Annotated in this window: 17 protein-coding genes and 2 pseudogenes; 13 read left to right on the forward strand and 6 right to left on the reverse strand. The window is 60.7% G+C overall.

Annotated elements, in window-relative coordinates; all coding sequences use genetic code 11:
• Positions 1–115: 115 nt before the first annotated feature.
• From JCM12178_RS10095 to JCM12178_RS10105, 3 genes and pseudogenes are all read right to left on the reverse strand, one after another.
• A pseudogene (locus JCM12178_RS10095) lies at positions 116–2,366 on the reverse strand (vitamin B12-dependent ribonucleotide reductase).
• 156 nt (positions 2,367–2,522) lie between these two features.
• On the reverse strand, positions 2,523–3,821 hold the full coding sequence (locus JCM12178_RS10100) for a MerR family transcriptional regulator (RefSeq protein ID WP_054651040.1): 1,299 nt from the start codon (positions 3,819–3,821) through the stop codon (positions 2,523–2,525).
• A gap of 17 nt (positions 3,822–3,838) precedes the next feature.
• On the reverse strand, positions 3,839–4,312 hold the full coding sequence (locus JCM12178_RS10105; RefSeq protein WP_054651042.1) for a hypothetical protein: 474 nt from the start codon (positions 4,310–4,312) through the stop codon (positions 3,839–3,841).
• Positions 4,313–4,474: 162 nt separating this feature from the next.
• Here JCM12178_RS10105 and JCM12178_RS20495 point away from each other — a divergent pair.
• From JCM12178_RS20495 to JCM12178_RS18320, 13 genes and pseudogenes are all read left to right on the forward strand, one after another.
• Positions 4,475–4,642, forward strand: a pseudogene (locus JCM12178_RS20495) (helix-turn-helix domain-containing protein); the annotation flags it as partial.
• Positions 4,643–4,662: 20 nt separating this feature from the next.
• On the forward strand, positions 4,663–4,800 hold the full coding sequence (locus JCM12178_RS19695) for a hypothetical protein (protein ID WP_245628716.1): 138 nt from the start codon (positions 4,663–4,665) through the stop codon (positions 4,798–4,800).
• Positions 4,800–5,078, forward strand: coding sequence for a hypothetical protein (locus JCM12178_RS10110; RefSeq protein WP_054651044.1), 279 nt, complete (start codon positions 4,800–4,802; stop codon positions 5,076–5,078). The genes JCM12178_RS19695 and JCM12178_RS10110 overlap by 1 nt, the downstream gene beginning before the upstream one ends.
• A gap of 49 nt (positions 5,079–5,127) precedes the next feature.
• Positions 5,128–5,589 (forward strand): DUF2867 domain-containing protein, encoded by a 462-nt coding sequence (locus JCM12178_RS10115; RefSeq protein ID WP_054651046.1) that lies wholly within the window; start codon positions 5,128–5,130, stop codon positions 5,587–5,589.
• A 76-nt stretch (positions 5,590–5,665) separates the two neighbouring features.
• Positions 5,666–6,304, forward strand: a complete 639-nt coding sequence (locus JCM12178_RS10120; RefSeq protein WP_054651048.1) for a TetR/AcrR family transcriptional regulator — start codon at positions 5,666–5,668, stop codon at positions 6,302–6,304.
• Positions 6,305–6,321: 17 nt separating this feature from the next.
• Complete coding sequence (locus tag JCM12178_RS10125) at positions 6,322–7,410, forward strand: efflux RND transporter periplasmic adaptor subunit (RefSeq protein ID WP_054651073.1); 1,089 nt, start codon at positions 6,322–6,324, stop codon at positions 7,408–7,410.
• Positions 7,411–7,431: 21 nt separating this feature from the next.
• A complete protein-coding gene (locus tag JCM12178_RS10130) occupies positions 7,432–10,629 on the forward strand; it encodes an efflux RND transporter permease subunit (protein ID WP_054651050.1) in 3,198 nt (1,065 codons plus the stop codon).
• Positions 10,630–10,707: 78 nt separating this feature from the next.
• The gene (locus tag JCM12178_RS10135; protein ID WP_245628714.1) at positions 10,708–11,256 is read left to right on the forward strand and encodes a KdsC family phosphatase; all 549 of its coding nucleotides are present in this window, start codon (positions 10,708–10,710) and stop codon (positions 11,254–11,256) included.
• 138 nt (positions 11,257–11,394) lie between these two features.
• Positions 11,395–12,822, forward strand: a complete 1,428-nt coding sequence (locus JCM12178_RS10140) for a DNA integrity scanning protein DisA nucleotide-binding domain protein (protein WP_054651052.1) — start codon at positions 11,395–11,397, stop codon at positions 12,820–12,822.
• Positions 12,823–12,919: 97 nt separating this feature from the next.
• Complete coding sequence (locus tag JCM12178_RS10145) at positions 12,920–13,153, forward strand: hypothetical protein (RefSeq protein WP_054651054.1); 234 nt, start codon at positions 12,920–12,922, stop codon at positions 13,151–13,153.
• 13 nt (positions 13,154–13,166) lie between these two features.
• Positions 13,167–14,186, forward strand: coding sequence for an HD-GYP domain-containing protein (locus JCM12178_RS10150; RefSeq protein WP_054651056.1), 1,020 nt, complete (start codon positions 13,167–13,169; stop codon positions 14,184–14,186).
• A 126-nt stretch (positions 14,187–14,312) separates the two neighbouring features.
• The gene (locus JCM12178_RS10155) at positions 14,313–16,925 is read left to right on the forward strand and encodes a methyl-accepting chemotaxis protein (RefSeq protein ID WP_157054864.1); all 2,613 of its coding nucleotides are present in this window, start codon (positions 14,313–14,315) and stop codon (positions 16,923–16,925) included.
• 45 nt (positions 16,926–16,970) lie between these two features.
• A complete protein-coding gene (locus JCM12178_RS18320; protein WP_157054865.1) occupies positions 16,971–17,111 on the forward strand; it encodes a hypothetical protein in 141 nt (46 codons plus the stop codon).
• Here the strand turns inward: JCM12178_RS18320 and JCM12178_RS10160 are convergent.
• From JCM12178_RS10160 to JCM12178_RS10170, 3 genes are read right to left on the reverse strand one after another with little or no spacing between them, the layout of a single operon-like run.
• Positions 17,108–18,142, reverse strand: coding sequence for a hypothetical protein (locus JCM12178_RS10160; RefSeq protein ID WP_054651059.1), 1,035 nt, complete (start codon positions 18,140–18,142; stop codon positions 17,108–17,110). The genes JCM12178_RS18320 and JCM12178_RS10160 overlap by 4 nt on opposite strands.
• A gap of 7 nt (positions 18,143–18,149) precedes the next feature.
• Complete coding sequence (locus JCM12178_RS10165; protein ID WP_054651060.1) at positions 18,150–19,196, reverse strand: GGDEF domain-containing protein; 1,047 nt, start codon at positions 19,194–19,196, stop codon at positions 18,150–18,152.
• A 60-nt stretch (positions 19,197–19,256) separates the two neighbouring features.
• A complete protein-coding gene (locus JCM12178_RS10170; RefSeq protein WP_054651061.1) occupies positions 19,257–20,237 on the reverse strand; it encodes an HD-GYP domain-containing protein in 981 nt (326 codons plus the stop codon).
• Positions 20,238–20,268: the final 31 nt, after the last annotated feature.

Below are 20,268 nucleotides of genomic sequence, written 5' to 3' on the forward strand. Positions count from 1 at the left end.
GGAGACCCTTTTGCAAAAGGGGTCTCCCTCTCCCCTTCCTCTCAGCCGCCGGAGGCCCAAAAAAAGACGGGCCGTCCATGGACGGCCCGTCTTTTTTTTATCGATCAAACCAGGGCTAGCCGCATTTGCTGAAGCCGCAGCTTTTGCAGATATGGCAGCCTTCTTCGAAGACGAGTTCCTGTCCGCAGTCCGGGCATTCATCGCGGTTGAGGCTGCCGACGGTGCTGCCGAGCTTTCGCCTTTGAGGTAGCGGTTTTCGAACACCCAGGCGATGGCGTCGGGGATGGACTGGACCATTTTCTTTTTGACGAATTTGGGGTTTTCGCCGCCGATTCCGGTGAGTTGGGCCACGATTTCGCGCACTTCCACGCCGGAGCGCAGGGCGAGGGAGACGAGGCGTCCGATGGCTTCGGCTTTGGCGGTGATGGAGCGGCCGGATTTGCCGATGGTGGCGAAGACTTCGAAGGGTCGTCCGTCCACTTCGTTGACGGTGAGGTAGAGCATGCCGAGGCCGGTTTCCACTTTCTGGGTGAAGCCGTAGATGACATCGGGGCGGTCTTTGACGATGCCGCGCGGTGAGTTGCCGTTCTGGCCTTTGGGTTCTTCGTCTTTCTGGTCGCTGCCGGTGCAGAGGACCTGAACCTGTTTGCAGCCGTCGCGGTAGACAGTGACGCCTTTGCAGCCGTATTCGTAGGCTTTCCAGTAGATGTCCCAGATGTGTTCCTGGGTTGCCGAGTTAGGCAGGTTTACCGTCTTGGAGACCGCGTTGTCGGTGTATTTCTGGAAGGCGGCCTGCATCTTGAGGTGCCACATGGGTTCGATGTCCATGGCGGTCACGAAGACGCGTTTGATGGAGTCGGGCAGGTGGTCCATTTTCTGGATGGATTTGCCCATGGCGACCTGATCCATGAGTTTCTGGCTGAAGGCTTCTTCTTCCTTGAGGGCTTTTTCGAAGTAGGGGTTGGCCTCTACCAGTTTGTCGCCGTCCATGACGTTACGCACGAAGCTGAGGGCGAAGAGCGGTTCCACGCCGGAGGAGCAGCCTGCGATGATGGAGAGGGTGCCGGTGGGCGCGATGGTGGTGGTCGTGGCGTTGCGGTAGGGGCCGAGGTTGGCCTTGCCGTATACGGAGTCGGCGTAGGCCGGGAACGGGCCGCGTTCAACGGCGAGCTGCTTGGATGCGCTACGGGCCTCGTCGCGGATGAACTTCATGACGGTTTCGCCGAGGTCTGCGGCTTTCTGGGAGTCATAGGGGATGCCGAGCTGGAAGAGGAGATCGGCCCAGCCCATGACGCCGAGGCCGATCTTGCGGTTCAGGCGCACTTTTTCCGTGATTTGATCCAGCGGGTACTGGGAGGCGTCGATGACGTTGTCGAGGAATCGGACGGAGAGGTGTACGACGCGTTTGAGTTCGTCGTAGTCGACGGTGCCGCCGTCATCGTCGGTTTTGTAGCAGACGCCGAGGTTGATGGAGCCGAGGTTGCAGGCTTCGTAGGGCAGCAGGGGCTGTTCGCCGCAGGGGTTGGTGGATTCCATCTCGCCCTGCTCGGGAGTCGGGTTGTCGCGGTTGATGCGGTCCAGGAAGACGATGCCGGGATCGCCTGATTCCCACGCCTTGCGGACGAGGATGGAGAAGACGTCTCGGGCGTTCAGGCTGCCGACGGTCTCTTGGGTGTTGGGGGTCACGAGGTCGTAGTCTTCGCCTTTTTCCACGGCTTGCATGAATTCTTCGGTGAGGGCGACGGAGAGGTTGAAGTTGTTGAGCTCGCCGTCTCGTTCCTTGGCCTTGATGAAGTCCATGATGTCGGGATGGTCGACGCGAAGGATGCCCATGTTCGCGCCGCGGCGGGTGCCGCCTTGTTTGATCTGCTCGGTGGCGCAGTTGAAAATCTTGAGGAAGGAGAGCGGGCCTGATGCAACGCCACCGGTGGAGCCGACCACCGCGTCCATCTGGCGAAGCCGCGAGAAGGAGAACCCGGTGCCGCCGCCGGACTTGTGGATCATGGCCGCGTGCTTCACGGCGTCGAAGATGCCTTCGATGGAGTCTTCCACGGGCAGCACGAAGCAGGCCGCCAGCTGACCGAGTCGGGTGCCCGCGTTCATCAGCGTGGGCGAGTTGGGGAGAAACCGGTAGGTCGTCATCAGGTCGTAGAACTCGCGGGTGAGCTCGTCGACCGAGGTGGTCGAGTCCTTGTATTTGCCCTCTTCCGAGGCGATGGTGGAGCTACGCGCCAGAAGAGCTCCTTGAACGTCTCATAGGGTTTGCCTGATTCGTCCTTGCGCAGATAGCGGCGGGTAAGCACCACGTCGGCGTTCGGGTTGATGATCGGCTCAGGCAGGTCTTTGGGCATCGGCATACTCGACATTTTCCAACCTCTATTTAATTAAATTTCGATAGGTTATACTGTTGCGGCCATGAAGATCGCCGGAGGCGGCTAGAGAAACTCTAGAATACGTAAAACAACAAAAAAGGCCAGCCCGAAATGGGCTGGCCCTCACTGTTTTGAAATCGGTAATGATTCCTAACTCTTTCGAAGGACGTAGTACTGATACCCGTAGCAGTTGGGGTGTTTTCTCCAGAGTTCAGCTTCGTGGCGGGTCTCGTCCACGATGGGTTTCGCGCCCGGATTGGCGAGGAATTCATCCTCTATTTCATCAAGGTGACGGCCGAGGGCGTCGTAGAACTGGGTCCAGCAGTGTTCGGGCAGAAGAAATGTGCCCCTGACCGTGTAGCCGAGGCCCTCTGCGGCGGCGATGTTGCCTTCTGGCGTTCGCATGTCGGGATACGACTCGTTCCAATACGCCTTGACCTCTGCGGGCGGGGTGTCCGTAAGCCACACGGCCTCGCTGACCACGAGGCAGCCGCCGGGTCGGACGAGCCGTTTCCATTCCTTCAGCGCCTTGTCAAAGCCCATGATGTAGGCCGCGCCTTCGGACCAGACGAGGTCGAAGGATTCGTCATCAAACGGCAGGGCGGCCATGTCGCCTTGCATGGCGGCGATGCGTCCGCTCTGGCCGTGGCGTTCTGCCATGGTTTCGGCCTCTTTTACATACACATCGTGGTATTCCACGGCCGTGATGTAGCCGCCCGTAAGCTCTGCCAGATAAACCGAGCCGAGGCCGCTGCCGCAGCCGATGTCGATGATCTGCGGGTTTTCGGGCAGCGGGCCGCACAGTTCGAGTGCACGGGCCGTGGCTTCGCGTTCGCCCGGCCCTTTGCGTTCAACGCCTTCGTAGAGCTTGAAGAACAGTTCCATGTAGGCATCCGTTGCGTGCTTCATGTTCAGTATCTTGTGTGGTGCCTTGGACCAGCGGCGGATCAGGGCGATCTCGTCGTCCGGGATGTGCAGGAAGCGCAGGAAGCGTTCGTGCTTGTCCGGGGCGGTCCGCTCAAAGTCCTCATGCCAGCGCCGCATGTCTTCGTCCGTGAATCCCGCGGCTTCAAGGAGTCGGGTCCATGTGGCCTTGTCCATGGACTGCTGCCGTTCCAGCAATTCCGGGCGGCCCAACAGCCCGGCGATGACGCGCTGCTGGTTGGCAAGGGTTTCCATTTCGGCGCGCAACTCGGTCAACCGGGTCTCCAGCACTTCGGTGACGCGGTTTTCTTCCGGGGCGTCGAGGATGCGACCTATTTCCCTGAGGGGCACGCCCGCGCTACGGTAATCGAGAATCCGCTTGAGGCGCCGCTCCTCTTCCGGGCCGTAATGTCTGTAGTCGCCTCTGGCATGGCCCGCCGGGCTCAAAAGCCCGATGCGCTCGTAATAGAGCAGCGTGCTTCTGGAGAGACCGTATCTGGCGGCAAGGCGTCCGACGGTGGTCATGGTGCGCTCCGTGTGCTTTACCGGCGCTTCAGCTTGGAGCCGGTGGTGAGCCAGTGGTTGAGGGACCGCTCAATCCATCCCATCTGTTCCTCATACGCTGCCTGCGTCCGGCGCTCAACCACGGCGTCGCCGAGTGGATCGAGCCCGGTCTGCACCTGCGTCCATTCGGCCTGGCAACCGTCATCCGATTCTGTCAGCGCAATGCTGTAAAGAATGGACCGGGAGGCGTTCAGCCGCACGAACTCTATGCGTTCGTCCGGTTCATAGTGGGAAACCACCCATGTCTCGACTCCGCCCTGATCCGGATACCAAGTGCGGAAAACGCACCCTTTTTCAGCCACTCCGGACTGCGTAAAAAGCACTTCGCAGTGCCAGCTGTCCAGCCAGTCGAATTCCACCACAGGGCAGAGCAGGGGAAACACTTCCTGCCGGGTTCCAGCCAGCTTCATTGTGGTCCGGAGCTCCTTCCGGACGCCGTTTCGTATGGTCATGCGACCCTCCTTTTTCCGGCCTTCTCCCCTCTGAACCCGTAGACAGGTCAACAGAAGAAAGGGCCTTTTTCGAGAATAGTTCGACCTGCCATCCGGGCTTGACAGGGGTGGGACTCCGGAGTACTGAACATGTTCAGTGAACGTGTTCATAAAAGGAAAATCATGCACAAGACAACACGAGAAGAAAGGAAGCGACTGACGAGGAACCGGATTCTCGAGGCGGCGCGAGAGCTTTTTGCCGAGAAGGGTCCTGACAGGACCTCCATGCGGGAGATCGCGACAGTGGCAGGGGTCGCGGTGGGAACCGTCAACCTGCACTTCGGCGACAAGTTCCGGCTGATGCACGAGCCATGTATGGCGAGTTTCACGACATGTCTCTGCGCGCGTTGGCCACGATCCCGGACGGGCCGACGCTGGAACGGCTCATGTATCTGGTGGAGTACGAGTGCGACTACTATGAGGAGCACATTGACACGCTGGGTCCCTGATGCGCGAGTCCTTGTTCGTTAGAGGCGAGGCCGGGCAGGCGTATTCCGATCAGATGGAGTGGTATGCCGGAAAGATCGCCGAGATCATGGAGGAAGGCAAACAGCGCGGCGAGCTTCGGGCCGATGTGGAGTGCGAAAAGGCGGCATGGGCCTTCATTTCGCACTACCTGACGGGCATCCTGACAATCCTGCGCTCGGAGCGGTTCGACCGCGACGAAGTGCTGGGGTTCGTGCGGATGCTTCAGGAGCAACTCTTCAACGGACTGCTGTCGAGGTAAGCATGCAAATTCCTGAGAGATATTTAGAGCTCCCCGCGTTGCCGACTTCATGGGCCGGGTCGATGCCATGGACATCCAGAGCACCCGCTGCGACTGCGGACTGGAGTCGTTCGTGAAGGCATTTCTGCTGGACCGTCCTGCGTGGGTGCGCTCGCTGATGCGTTTTCGGAATGCGGTGATGCGCTTTGTTCCCGGCTACAGGCACGACGGCGCGGACTACGCGCAAAATGACGTGCTCACCGTGGGCCGCAAGGTCGGGCCGTTCGATGTCATCTCCACGGACGAGGAAAGCAATTGGGTCGCCGGGCTGCGCGAGTCGCACCTTGACGCGTTGGTGATCATCACCCGCCAGGGCGAGGCCGGGACGTTTCGTTTCGATGTGGCCACGCTCGTGAAATTCCACAATCGTTTCGGGAGGTTCTATTTTGGGCTGATCAAACCATTCCACGTGATCATGGTCCGGTCGTTATTGAGAAAGGCGGTCAAGTTACATGCGGTCGACATTGGCTAAGGTCCTTCTGCATTTTTCTTGTGTCGATAGCGTGAACAGTGTTTACTTGAAGGTGCAACTTTGTTAGGGCCTGAGCATGAACAAGCGAAAACAGATTGAAGAATCGCGGCAGCGCAAGCGCGAAGCCATCCTTTTGGCCGCCAAGGGGCTGTTTCTGAAGGAAGGGTTCGAGAACGTCTCCATGCGCGGCATTGCCGCAGAAGTGGGGTGCAGCCCCGCTGCGCTCTACAGATATTTCAAGAACAAGCGGGAGATACTGTCCTCGCTGCGCAACGACGGGTATGTCGAATACCTTCACGAACAGCGCATGGCGTACGGGCAGGATCTCGACCCGTCCCGGCGGCTGGAGATGTCCGGCCGCAACTACATCCGCTTCGCCGCGGACAACCCGGACGATTTCCACCTTATGTTCTGCACCACCTGCGAAGAAGTCGACATGGAAAAAGACCCGGTCAAGTCCGCCGGGGAGGCCTATGAGCGGTTCCGGGCCAACATCGGCAGGGTTATCGAGTCCGGACGGTTCGGCGATGTGGACGAGGACACCGTCGCCTTTGCCATGTGGGCCACCGTGCATGGCGTGTCGCACCTGAACAACTCCGGCAGGCTCAAGGTCATGAGCAACGGCAAAGATGTGGACTGGCTTATTGAAAACGTTTTGCGGTTCGTGATGCGGGCAACTCCGGATTATGAACATATAATAGCGGAAGAATCATGATTATGAGGGATTGCATCATGAGACGCATACTATTGCTGTTTGTTGTTGTCAGCATGCTTATCTCGGCCGGATGTGGCGGGGACAGGCAGGCCGAGGCCGAGGATGGTTCGACCGCAACCAAGGCCGACGCACTCGAGGTGGCGGCTGTTGAACCGGCAGAGCCCCGAACGGCCATGAAGGACCGCGAAACCTTTGTGGTGCGCAAGGCCGCGCGCGAGGCGATCCTCACCGGCTTCACCCGGGCAAGAAACACCATGACACTGGTGGCAGAGGTCGAGGGCCGTGTTGAGGAGGTCAAGGCCGACGTGGGCGACACCCTTGACGACAAGGGCGTCTTTGCGGTGCTGGACAACACCTTCGTAAACCTCGACCTGCAGAAGAACCGGGCGGATCAGGCCAAGCTGCGCAGCGAACTGGAGTACCACCGCAAGGAGCTGGATCGCTACAAGGAGCTGGTCGAGGGGCGAACCGCCGCCCAGTCCACGCTGGACAACAACGTCCGCAACTTCGAGACCACTCGTCAGCAACTCCGCGCCATGCAGGTGGAAGAGCGCCGTCTGATGGAGCGGCTGGTACGCCACACCATCAAGGGGCCGTCCGGCTGGAAGGTGGTTTCCCGCGAACTGGAGCCCGGCGAATGGGTGAGCGTTGGCCAGACCGCCGGGACTCTGGGCAACTTCAAGCAACTGCTCGTTCCCTTCGCCCTGAGCAGCGCGGAGTATCGCACCCTCATGGACATGGGCAAGACCGTCACCCTCAAGCTGCCCGATCACGGCGGCACGGTTGAGGCGAGTATCGAACGCGTCGCGCCGGGCTTCGACCCGGAAACCCGCAAGATCAACGTGGACCTTGAAATCGCCGGAGGCGAGCTTGAGATGCGCGGCGGCGTCCGCGCCCAGTTGGTACTTCCCCTGCCCGATCCGGGCGGTTCCGTGCTCGTGCCCCGCTCCGCGCTGGTCAAGGCCTACGAGGAGCACTTTCTCGTGAACCCGGACGGTGAGCGGGTGCGCGTCATGCTGCTCGGCACGCGCGGCGACGACCTCTACCGGGTCTCGTCGCCCGATGTCAGGCCCGGGGACCGCTTCATTCTCAACCCCAACGGCTAGCCCGTGAGCGCAGGTGACACCATGAACTCGCAGCACGACACCCCGGTCAAGGGGTTCCTCCGATTCACGCTTCATCAGAAAGTCTTTCTGAACCTCGTCTTCATCCTGCTCATGGTGGTGGGCTCGTTCTGCGTGCTTGATCTTGCCGTGGAGCGCTACCCCAACGTGCAGATGGGCAAGGTGATAATCTCGGCCTATCTGCCCGGCGCAAGCCCCACGGAAGTGGAGGCCCTCGTCACCCGCAAGATAGAGGATTCACTGGATGATCTGGAAAACGTGGAGTTCGTCCGCTCACGGTCCTATCGCGAGCGTGCGAGCATCATGGTCAAGTTCCTCGACGACACGGACTATGACGCTTTGTATGACGAACTGCGTTTCAAGGTGTTGTCCATACAGAATGACCTGCCCTCCACAATGGACCCGCCGGAGTTTACGGTCATCAATGTTGACGAGTGGCTTCCGGTCCTGAACATCAACCTCGTGGGCGAGCGTTCCAACCGCGCATTGACCCTCATGGCGGAGGAGATGAAGATTCCGCTGGAGCGGATACCGGGGGTCAAGGAGGTGGAAGTAAACGGCGAATACGCCCGAGAGTTCCACGTGGTGCTCGATCCCCAGCGTCTCAAGCGTTACGGGGTGACGTTTGACGAAGTCTCCACCGCGTTGGAGCAGGCCAACGTCTCCATCCCCGCAGGTGATTTCGTCAGCGATTCGGGCGAATACGTCATCCTCGTGGATGAAAAGTACCGCACCCGCGAGCAGGTGGCCCGGACCGTGGTGCGCCGCGACGCGGACGGCTCCTTCGTCACGGTAGGCGACGTGATCTCAAAGGCCGGGCTGGACTACCGCGACCCCTTTGTCATCTCCTCGGTCAACGGCAAGGACGCCGTGAGCATCAAGGTCATCAAGACCGCCGAGGGCAATGCGCTGGACATCGACACCGCCGTGCGAGAGCTGGTTGAGCGATACAAGCCCAAGCTTGACACCGAGGGCGTGGAATCGGTCATCACCCAGACCCAGCGGTCCTACATCGACGAGAGCATCAGCACGCTGGGGTCGAACCTGCTGGTGGGCATCGGGCTGGTCTGCGTATGCATCTGGCTGGTCATGGGCTTCAGAAACGCCATGCTGACCACCGTCGGGGTGCCGTTCGCCTTTCTCGTGACCATGATCATCATGTGGATCACGGGGAACTCCCTGAATGAAATCACGCTCTTTTCCTTTGTGCTCGTCAGCGGGATCATTGTGGACGACGCCATCGTGGTGGTGGAGAACGTCTACCGCCACGTGCAGCAGGGCAAGGCGCTCAAGGAAGCGGTCATCGACGGCACCAGCGAAGTTTTTCTGCCCGTCATTGCAGCCACTTCCACCACAATGGCCGCGTTCTTGCCCATGCTCATCATGACCGGCTCCACGGGCGAATTCTTTGCGCTGGTGCCCAAGGCCGTGACCTTCGCAATCATCTCTTCCATCATCGAATGCCTCGTCATCCTGCCCCTGCACATTCTGGACTGGCCCGGAGCCTCCAAGCTGGAGGAGCAGGCAAAACAGCACGCGCTGGCCAAGGATCCTGCATTTCTCGTCAAGCTGCGTGAGATTGCGGAGCGAATTCTCAACCTCTGCTCCCGGCACAAGGTCCTGAGCCTCGGCACGGTGGCGCTGGCCTTTTTCATGGCGCTGGCGATCATGGGCGTGTCCATGAGCGGGGTGGCACCGCTCCTGCGCATCAAGTTTTTCCCGGACGACTACCGGGTCTACTACGTGAGCCTCAAGGGCCCGGTGGGCACGCCGGTGGAGGTGTCCTCGGCCAAGGTCAAGGAGGTCTCAAGGGATATCAGGCAGTACGGAGACGGCGTAAGCAAGTCCTGCACAGGTCTTGCGGGCATGGACATCAACGAGGACTACGAGAACATTTTCAGCTCCAACCTCGGCATCATCATCGTGGAGCTTCCGGACAAGGGCGAACAGACCTTCCCCGACAATCCGGACAACGACCCCCTTGTGCTCTTTGACTGGCTTCGGGAGAACCTTGCCCAGCACAAGGAAGGGGGCTGGGAATACCGCATCTGGCCTCAGAAGGACGGTCCGCCCACGGGCAAGGACGTGAACATCCGCGTACTCGGCTCCGACCCGCAGGCCGTTGCCGCGCTCAAGGATGACGTGCTGCATTGGATTGTCTCCAACAAGGATATCGGGCCGTATCTGGTGAACCTCGAAGCCGACACGGGCACGGATAACCGAATCTTCCGCTTCATTCCGGACCCGCTGCGGGTGCATGAATACGGCCTGACCACGCAGCAGGTTGCGCTCCTGGCCGGGAGCGTGCTCGACGGACGCTTTGCCGGGGAATACCGCACCTCGGACGAGGACATCGATCTGCGCGTCAAGGTGGACCCGGAGTACCTGTACGAACCGGCGGACGCCCTCGACATCCCGGTGGTGGAGCACTCCAGCGGCCCCGTGAAGCTCGGCGATCTCTGCGGGGTGCAGACCTACCGCGAACCCGGTCAGCGAAATCGTTTTCAGGGCCAGCGGGCCATCACCCTCACGGCCAACATCCGTCAGGGCTCACCCGTGACCACGGCGAGCATCGTGCACGATGTCACCGAGTATTACGAGTCGGTCCGCGACCGTTACCCCGGCGCGGCCATCAACTTCTCGGGCGAATTCGAGAGCACCGGCAAGTCTTTCAAATCGCTGGGCTATGCGTTCCTTGTGGCCATTCTCATCATCTATACGATTCTGGCCTGCCAGTTCCAGAGCTACACGCAGCCGGTGGTGATCCTCTCGGCGGTGGTCTTTGCTCTGACGGGCGTGATCTGGGGAACCTTCCTGACACGCTCGCTCTTCACCGTGAACAGCTTCATCGCCACGGTGGGCGTCACCGGGGTCGTGGTCAACGACTCGCTGGTGCTGCTGGACTTCATCAACAAGCTGTATGCCTCGGGCATGACCCGCGCCGAGGCCATCCGCGAAGGGGTGCGCATCCGTTTGCGGCCCATCCTGCTGACAACGCTGACCACTTCCCTCGGCCTCTTGCCAATGGCGCTCGGCATCCCGTACTATTCTCTTGTCTGGGGAACCATGGCCACAACCTTCGTTACCGGCTTGTGCGTGGCCACCACGCTCACCCTTTTCATCGTACCCATCGAGTGGGACCTGCTGACACGGCTGCACGAATGGCGGGAGAGAAGGAAAGAGGCAAAACGGTCAGCCTGACCGACATGTGAGAACGCCCGGACATACCGTTGAACCGCCCTGACGCCTGCCGCCGGGCACCATGACCAAGGAGTCGATGTGAGCAGACCGGAACAATCTCCATCCCGAGAGAGCGGCCACGAAAGCCAAAGATCGAACGGGTTCATCTTCGATAACCTGCGGCTGGTGGTCTACGACTTCGACGGGGTCATGACCGACAACCGCGTGCTGGTGTCGCAGGACGGCACCGAAAGCGTGTTCTGTCATCGCGGGGACGGCTGGGGCGTCGGCATGATCCGGCGTCAGGGCATAGAGCAGGTCATCCTCTCCACCGAGACAAACCCCGTCGTGATGGCGCGGGCGAAAAAGCTCGGCCTCGAATGCGTTCACGGCAGCGGGGACAAGCTCGCCAGCCTTAAGGACTTGCTCGACGAGCGGGGGATTGCCCCCGAAAACGTCCTGTATGTCGGCAACGACATGAACGACTATGACGCCATGACCTTCTGCGGCTTTGCGGTGGCCCCGGCTGATGCGCATGAAGGGATTCTGCGTATTGCCGACATGGTCACAAAGGCCGAGGGTGGCAAGGGCGTGGTGCGGGAGCTGGCCGACTTCCTGAAAAACCGCCACGCGGGCCTGTTCGCCTGACCGGTCAGCCGCCGTGCCGGGAACAGGCCGCGCTTCTTGACCAAATCGCATCAGGTGCCGTGCAATACCCCTCTGGACTTCACCCCGGAATCATCCTACATAGGCAGGTAGGGATGACTTTTCTGTTCAGGGGGACAAATGGCGGGAAATTCTTTCGAAAACATCTGCATATTCCACATTCTTGACGGATTGCGGGACGGGCTGTCCCATTTTTCCGGGTCAAGCAGGGTGGCGCTCATCTACGCACCCACCGTGGATTCTCCGCCGCACATTTACGATCCGCAGGGGCTGCTGCGCGGCCACGAGCCCAAGATTCAGGACCATTACCTGTATTCCTCGAGCTGGCGCGGAGAGAAGTGCGACAGTTCCGAAGTCGTGTTCTTCGACGAAGAGGAATACAAGGACCTGCAACTGGCGGGTGCCATCCCCTTCGGCGGACGCTCGCGCTCCATGCAGTATCAAATGTGGTTCACCGAGGAACACCCCGGCATGTGCAGCCTCGGCCCCACCCGCCGCTGGCTGGAATACGCCACCCGTCTCTTTGCCCAGAACTACGAGCTTCAGAATATCATCAACGTGGATACCGCGGGGTACGTGCTGCAGAACTGTGCGGTTCACGCCATTCGCGATCACATCGTGGACACCCGCAGCTCCAAGGGATTTCTCGACACCCAGATTCGGGTGTACCCGTTCCTCGACGCGGTGCTCGGCATCTCCAAGACCAAGGAGGAAGGGGCCTGGCCACGCGGCAGGCTGGTGGTGGTCGAACCTGCCCACCTCGACGCCGTGCGGTTCATTTGCCGTTTTCCGAAGCTGGAGCGCCCCCGCCTCAGGGATTTCAAGCACGTGCGCAAGATGCTGCAGGCGGTGGAGTACTCCGGACGGGTGCTCGTCTCGGACGGGCAGGATATCGTGGGCATCGCCATCGGCCCCATGCCGGGCTCGTACCTTGCGGCGCAGTTCAGCGGCAGCCACGGGTTCCTGATGCTGGAAAACGACCTTGTCTGCACGTTCCGCGACGGCGCCTTCCACTCTAGCAACATGAAGGCCAACCTGGTGCAGTTGGAGGAAATTCTTCTGGAATCGCACGTGAGCATGGAGAATCAGCATGAGCTCATGGGCATCATCCACTCCATGGTCAACCGCGTGCGCGACCGCAAGCACGGCTGCACCCTGATCCTCGATCTCGGCCACATGCTGGTGCGCACGGCAGGGCAGCATTTTGACGATCCTCTTGACCTGCGGGTGCCCGGGCACCTGAAGCTTGCCTGCTCGCTTGCCAAGATTGACGGGGCCCTTCACGTGGGCGCAGACCTCAAGTTGCACGGCTTCGGCTGCCTCATGGACGGAAAAAGCGTGCCGGGTGAAAACCGCGGTCGGGGGGCGCGGTTCAATTCGGCGCTTCGCTTCACCGCGGAAAACGAGGACCTTGTGGTCATCGTGGTCTCTTCGGACAGACCTGTCTCCATCATCCAGCACGGTCTGGAGTTGACGGCGGCCTGTGATTGGGGGCAGATTGTCGGGTGCCCAACGCCGCCGCCTCTGGCCGAATGGATCAAGGGGTGAGCGGACGATTGCGGACTTTGGGACTTTCGGGCGGCTCTTTCATATTTTTCAGTGTAGTATCGGCGTTGCAGATAGTTGTGCATGTTTGGAGTGTCACATGGTCCGGCTAGGCGACCCCCTGATCTGGGTGCTCCTTTTGCCCGCGCTTGCGGCAAGCGGAGTGCTTGTACAGATGGTCCTCGGCCTGTTCACCTGTTGCGGCACGTTCCGGCTGCGTGGCAGAAGCGTTCCCCTTCGCTGGTGGAGCATTCCGCTCGGCGCGGCCATAACCGGCTTGCTTTGGACTGCGGTGGTATTGTATACGCTGCTTTCCCCGCAGGGCCGCGCATAACGCTGGAGAGTTGATGAGAAGCGATGCCGACCAGTACCTCGACCACGAGGACTATCCCGAAGAGCTCAACGTCGAAGAGTTCAACCAGATCAGCCCCAAGGTGCTTGAAGGGTTTCCTCGCGGCTCGTTTCCGCTCAGCCTTTTCCGCTTCCGCAAAAAGCTCAACTGCCTGACCCCCCTCTACATGGCTGGCGATCCGGTCACGCCCAAGGACATGGAGTGGTATGTCCACCTTGCGAACAAAGGGCGGCTGTTCTTTTCCAGAAACGATCAGGAAATCTACGTCCGCTGCGCCGCAGGCGACCTTGAGGCCGCCCTCGACGACCCGAATCTCACGCCCGAAGACCTTGCCGGGCTGTTCGTGCGCGAAATTGCCAAGCGGCAGACGGCTTTTTACGACAACACCATCGCCAAGGAGCTCGACCATCTTGCCGAGGCCGTGGACATGCTCTCGGTCTACGTCGGCGTGGATTTCGACAATGCCGACCTGTTGGTGAGCGTGGCCCACCGCAATCGCGACAGGGACCGGCAGCGCGTTAATGCCGGGGTGGTGGCGCTGGCCATCTATGTGCATCTCAACCGCGACAGGGTCATCATCGAGAACCTTTCTACCGTGGCCATGGGCTGTTTCCTCTACGACATCGGCATGTCGCGCGTCTCCAAGCTCATGACCGACAAGAGCGGCCAGCTCAGCACGGCCGAGCGCCGCAAGCTGCGCGAGCATCCCCATCGCGGCTGCGAAATGCTCAAGCGGCTCGGCATCGAGGATGAGGAAATCCTCGAGGCCTGCGCCCAGCACCATGAGCGGCTGGACGGCACCGGCTATCCCATGCAGCTCAAGGGCAAGGAAATCGGCCTTTACGGCCGGATTCTCGCGGTGGCCGACTCCTACTGCGCCATGGTCACCGACAGGCCGCACAGCCCCCGGCGCAACGCCGTGGACGCCGCCGTCGAGCTTTTGAAGATGAGCAAGGCCTATGACAAGCGCATTTGCAAGGCGCTTGTCGAATATCTTCAGGGCATCCCCGGCTAATCCCGCCTGTTTTCGTCTGATTGTAACATTTCTTCACCTGATAGATACCACGCAAGCTTGCGAACGCTCTAGCGTTTCCCCCGCTATCCGGACGGATTAATAAATGGATAGTGGGGAGTGTATATCATGCGACTAAGCATCAAAATGGTCATTTTCTGCCTGCTTATCGGGGTTCTTCCGCTGGCGGGCATGGTCGGATACAGCATCAACACCGCGTCGAAGAGCCTGCGCAACGAAGCCTTTCACAAGCTGGAGTCCGTGCGCGAAGCGCGTGTTGACAGTCTTCAGGCGCTCATGGAGTCGTGGAAGGACGACGCAACGATGTACGCGGGCACCCACGGCGTCTACAGTGCCCTCGTCAGGCTTCGCGACGTGATCTTCTACGGCGCCAAGCCCGGTGAGCCCATGAACGTCAAGGACCCGGAGTTCACCAGAATCCTCCGCATGGTCGAACAGTACTTCAAACCCTATGTTGAAGTATATGGGTACGAAGATGTGCTGCTCATGGACGACACCGGCCGCGTCGTCTACACCCAGCGCCGGGGCAAGGACCTCGGTGCGGACCTCAAGAAAGGCCGCTTTTCAGGCATGCCGCTTGCCAAGGCTTGGCAAAAGGCGCTCTCCGGCAAGGAAATATTTGTCGATTTTCACGCCTACCCGCCCGAGGACGGAAATCCGGTGGCGTTCTATGTTGTTCCGTTGCGCCGCATCACCGGCGAGATCGAGGGCGCGGCCGCGCTCAGGGTCTCCACCAAGCACCTGAACACGCTCATGAGTTCGCGCACCGGCATGGGCGAGACGGGCTATGCGTACCTTGTCGGACCTTCCGGGCGGTTGCGCTCGGACATCCCCGGCCAGCGCGACTACACCATAGATGCGTCGTTCGAAAAGGGCGGCCCGGTCATGCAGACCGACACGGTTTCAGCGGCCCTTGAAGGGGAGAGCGGGACCGTCATGACCACCGACCATCTCGGCCGCGAAGTGCTGGCCGCCTATGCTCCGGTGGACGTCTACGGCAGCTCGTGGGCGCTTGCGGCGCAGGTCGAGCGAAGCGAGGCTCTTGCTGCGGTCACGGAGCTTGAGCAGGCCGCCATGGTGCTGACCGCTGTCTCCTGTGTGGCTATCGCGTTTGTGACCATGCTCTTCCTCAGGTTTGCCCTTTTCAAGCCTTTAAACCGTCTCAGGACGTTTGCGGACGCTGTTTCCGGAGGCGACCTCGAGGCCGAAGCCAAGGGCGCATTCTCGCTTGAGTTGCGGCAGGTTCGTGATGCCATCGTGCTGATGGTGGACAATCTGCGCGGCAAGATGGACGAGGCCGAACGGGCCGAGGCCGAGGCTTTGGATCGTGCAAACGAAGCCGAGCGTGCGCTTGAGGAAGCCAGCGAAGCGCGCAGGGAGCGGCTGGAGGCGGCCGAGGCCCAGCGTCAGGGCATGATGCAGGCCGCGCAGATGCTGCACGGCATCGTGGAAAAGATGAACGTCTCCTCCGGCAGTGTGAGCCGCGAGTCGAAGAATATTCAAAAAGACGCCGAATTGCAGCGCAGCAAGGTTGGTGAAACCGCCGAGGCCATTCACCACCTGGCAATGCAGATCCGCGACGTGGCCGTGGGCGCGGACCAGACCTCCAAGGAGGCCGAAGACGCCCGCAACCGTGTGTCAGAGGCCATCGGCGTTGTGCGAAACACCGTGGACGCCATTGCCGAGGTCAACGAGATCACCTCGGACATGAAGCAGGGCATGGGCACCCTCGGGGAACGGGCCAAAGACGTCGGCAAGGTCATCAGCGTGATCTCCGACATTGCGGACCAGACCAACCTGCTGGCCCTGAACGCGGCCATTGAGGCAGCCCGGGCCGGTGAGGCCGGACGCGGGTTTGCGGTGGTCGCCGACGAGGTCCGCAAACTGGCAGAGAAGACCATGGACGCCACCCGCGACGTCAGCCGCAGCGTAGCCGCCATTCAGTCCGGGGTGGAAGACAACGTCAAGGGCATGGACCGCGCGGCAGAGGCTGCCGCGGGCGCGGACAAGCTGGCTGGACAGTCGGGCGAAGCGCTCAACGAGATTCGCGACGCGTTTGCCATGACCGTGGAGCAGGTGGTGAAGATCGCCGACGGCAGTGCCGAGCAGTCTTCGTCCGGAGACGCCATCCGAACGGCGGTCATGGATGTGGACAACCTCTCGGCGAGCACGGTGGACGCCGTGGCCCGTACCGGCTCGGCGGTTCAGGACCTCGTGGGGCAGATCGCCGCGCTGGGCAGGCTGCACGGCATGTTCGCGCTTCTGGGCGAAGGCGACGTGCAGAAGCAGGTGGAAGCGCTCGCCTCGTCCGACGACCTCAAGAGCCACGACATCGGCAGACAGACGCGCGCTCTGAACCGGGCCGTGGACGAAAATCCGCTCTTCGAGTTGGCGTGGATTACCGATACCAAGGGACATCAGGTGGTGGACTTTGTTGCCGCGCCAGACGCTGTCTGTCTTCCGGACGCGGAGGCCTGCGGCCGCGACTGGAGCGACCGCGACTGGTTCCGCGAGGTGCTGCGCACCGGCCAGTCCCATCTTTCAAACATTTACTACTCCGAGGCAGTGGGCAACTACTGCCTCACGGTCGCGGTGCCCGTTTTTGACGCACGCGGCCAGATGACAGGTGTTCTCGGCGTGGACGTCCGCCCGCAGGAAACCGCAAACAGTCATCCGCTCGCGGTTTCACTCAACGGCTCCAGAGCCGCGCTGCTCTCGTAACAATGATCGTTCATCATGTGCTCTCATCAAGAAAGGAGGCACATCATGTTCATCAATATCGGACGAAAAGGCCTGTCGGCCTTCAACCTGAATCCGGCCCTTGAAACCCGTCGCATGTCCTATGTGGCCATCACCGCCCTGTGCGTCATGAGCATTGTTCAGGCTGCGATCATCTTTGTCGCCTAGCGCCTGCGCAGCAGGATGACGCAGAGAACTGCCACGAAAAGCGCACATGCGGCAAGCGTAGCCAGAAGAACGGTTCCGCTGTGCCGAGCTTCCGTCCGGGGCTTGCCATGCTCGGACAAAGGCGTGGGTGCCTGCTCCGCATGCAGATCGAACTGAATGCGGGGTGGGATGGTCATTACGAAGTCATCCCGGACCTTGTCCGCGACCATCCCTGCGGCGGCGAGGCCGTGTGCCTGCCAGTCCGTCGTGGCCACGCCTTCCAGCCCTGAAACCGGCGGCACGTCTCCGCCTGCGTAAACCGGTACCGCGCTCGCCTCGACAACGCGCAGCGTCAGGCCGGGCACACTCCTCGGAACCGGATACCCCAAGATCACGACAGCAGACCGTTTCGGTGCCGCACGTACCAGCGTCAGCACCGATTTTGTGTCGAGCGGTCCGGTGCGACCCACTTCGAATCCGGGAAAGATAAGCAACGGGGGGGCGGAGTGCCGTGTAGCGAGCCGCTCCATCAAGGATCGCTGGCGAGCTCCGTTTTCGTCGTCGGCGGTGAAGACGATAAGGGTCCTGATGTCCGGGTGCTGCTCCAGAACCATGGAAAAGAGGGCTTCTTCACCTTTCCCCGAGTGAGTGGACGGGCAGTCACGGAACCCTTCCGGGACGTTCACCGCGACCAGCGGCACGTCAAATGGCGGGGCGTCCCGGAACATGGCGACAAAGGACGCGGCGCTCGGACCGACGGCAACCACGGCGCTGACCGCGACGCCCTCAAGTTCGCTCCTGACACGCATCATGGCGGCACGGGCATCTTCTTCGTCCGCGCTGTCCGGCAGGTTCAGGTAAGCCGCCCGCACCGTCCGATCACCCAGCCCCGCACGCAGGCCGCGCAGGAGCGGCCCTGATGCCGGAGACGCTTCGGTGTCGGCAAAGACGGCAAGAACGGTATCCGCAGAGGCAAATGCCGGGAAGAGGAGCACGGCCACGGACAGTATAGCGCCGAGCAGTACGGGCTTGAAAAAAGCGTTTGTGGGCAACGGGCGTTTATTCTTCTTCGTAGTAGATCACCAGGTTCCGGCCGTTCTCCTTGGCCTGATAGAGGGCCTTGTCCGCCGCGCGAACGAGGTCGCTTGCCTGCCATCCCTCAGCCATGGCCGCCACGCCGATGCTGACCGTGAAGGACAGTTCGCCGCCATCGTAGTCCTTGACGTGAGGAATCACGCGGGCCTGTTCCACGTCGCGCTTGATGACCTCGGCCTTGAAAACCGCTTCGTTGAGGGTCAGGGCCTCAGTAAGCACGGCCAGCTCCTCGCCGCCGTAGCGGGCGGAAAAGCCGTCGAACAAAATAGCCTGTGAGGAGACGATGGAGGCCAGCTTCTTGAGCACTTCGTCGCCCACCTGATGCCCGTGGGTGTCATTGATGGGCTTGAAATGGTCCACGTCGATCATCATGAGCGTCACCTGCGTGGCTTCCCGGCGGAAGCGCTCGGCAGTTTCCACGAGGCGGGCGTCCAGCGCACGGCGGTTATGCAGTTCGGTGAGCAGCGGGTCGAACATGGCCGTGTGTTCCAGCCTTTTGGCCCGGGCCTCCCATTCGCTGGCCTCTTCCCGCAACTCGGCCACCAGTGAGCTGAACTGCTCACGCACCTTGGCCACGATGTCATCGCGGTCCTTGGCCTGATGGATGGCGTTCTCTGTGCTCTTCTGGGCCTCCTGCAGCTTGTCTTCCTGGCGGTCCCCGGAGTGGCGCAGCGCCTCGATGGTCTCGTGCATCTCGTCCAGCAGGGCCTCGGTGGAGCGCTTTTCCGCGTCCAGCTCGTTTTGCAGTTCGGCCGTCTGGGTGTTGCGCGTGACGAAAGCGTCAAGCTTGGAGATAACGTTGTCGTAGCGTTCCTCGGAAAAATCCTTGGCCGACAGCTCGCAAAAGATGTCCTGTTGGATGTCGGCCTTGTCCTTGCTGGTGAATACGCTGAGGTCTCTGACGAGATTCCTGACGAACAACACAATGGCCAGCCAGCGCGGATCATCTTCGATGCCGAACTGTTTCAGTAGCTTGCGAAGCATGTCGGAATTGTTGGAACAGGGCGTCATGGAGGCTCCTCAAATACGGGTTTCCCCTTTTTGTACCTGAGAATTGGAAATTGGCAAAGGTTAGATGATCTCCGCTCCCCCAAGAACAGCCACAAGACGTTTGAAGACGTCCATGTCGAGATGTTCGCGCATCTCGTGCCGCATCAGGGTCAGGGCTTCATAGGGGGGCATGGCGTCGGCGTAGGGGCGGGCCGTGGTCAGGGCGTCGTAGATATCTGAGATGGTGATGACTCGCACCGGCAGAGGAATGTCTGGGCCGGAGAGCCCTGCGGGGTACCCGGAGCCGTCCATTTTTTCGTGGTGAAATAGAATGCAGTTGATGGTGTTCTGCGAGAGCGGCAGCTGGGTGCACATGGAGATGCCGTGCATGGGGTGGCTCATGATCCGCTGCCGTTCTTCCGCCGTCAGGGACCCGCGCTTGTTGAGGATGCTGCGGGGGATTCTGGTCTTGCCCACGTCGTGCAGCATGGCCCCCAGCCCGCACTCGAAGAGTTCCTGCTCGCCCAGCGAAAAGGTGTTCAGGATCGCGACGGTGAAAATGAAGACGTGCATGCAGTGAGTGTACGTCTTGTAGTCGTGGGATATGAATGGGGCCAGCGCGGCCAGCGAGCCGTTGTCAGCGAGAAACTCGATGCTGTTCGAGACGATGGATCGAATGCGTTCGAAACTTGCCTGCGGGATGGTGGCGGGCAGTTTCTGAACGAAAATATCGCGGACAACGGCCTCGGACGCTTCGTAGAATATGCGTGAACGCTGGGAGGCGGGCAGGGTCTCGTCCTGCAGGATACTGCCGAGGTTTTCTTCCAAGTACTTTTCGTAAAGAGGTTTTTCGTTACTCTTGACGAAGATTTCCTTGACTCCGTTGTCGTGCAGTCTGCGACGGTGCGCCTCGGTGAACCGCTGTCCCGACTTGGTGTACAGCACAAAGTCGCCACCCTGCCACAGGTGGACGGAAAACGTTCCCAGCGCGTTCGGGAAAAGCATAATGGGCGGCACGGGAAAAAAGGATACAGGCGCATCTGCCTGTTTATCGAAAACCATCCATCCGCCATAGTACAGAAGCCCGATTATG

This window comes from Salidesulfovibrio brasiliensis JCM 12178 (genome assembly GCF_001311825.1).
Lineage (GTDB): Bacteria > Desulfobacterota > Desulfovibrionia > Desulfovibrionales > Desulfovibrionaceae > Pseudodesulfovibrio > Pseudodesulfovibrio brasiliensis.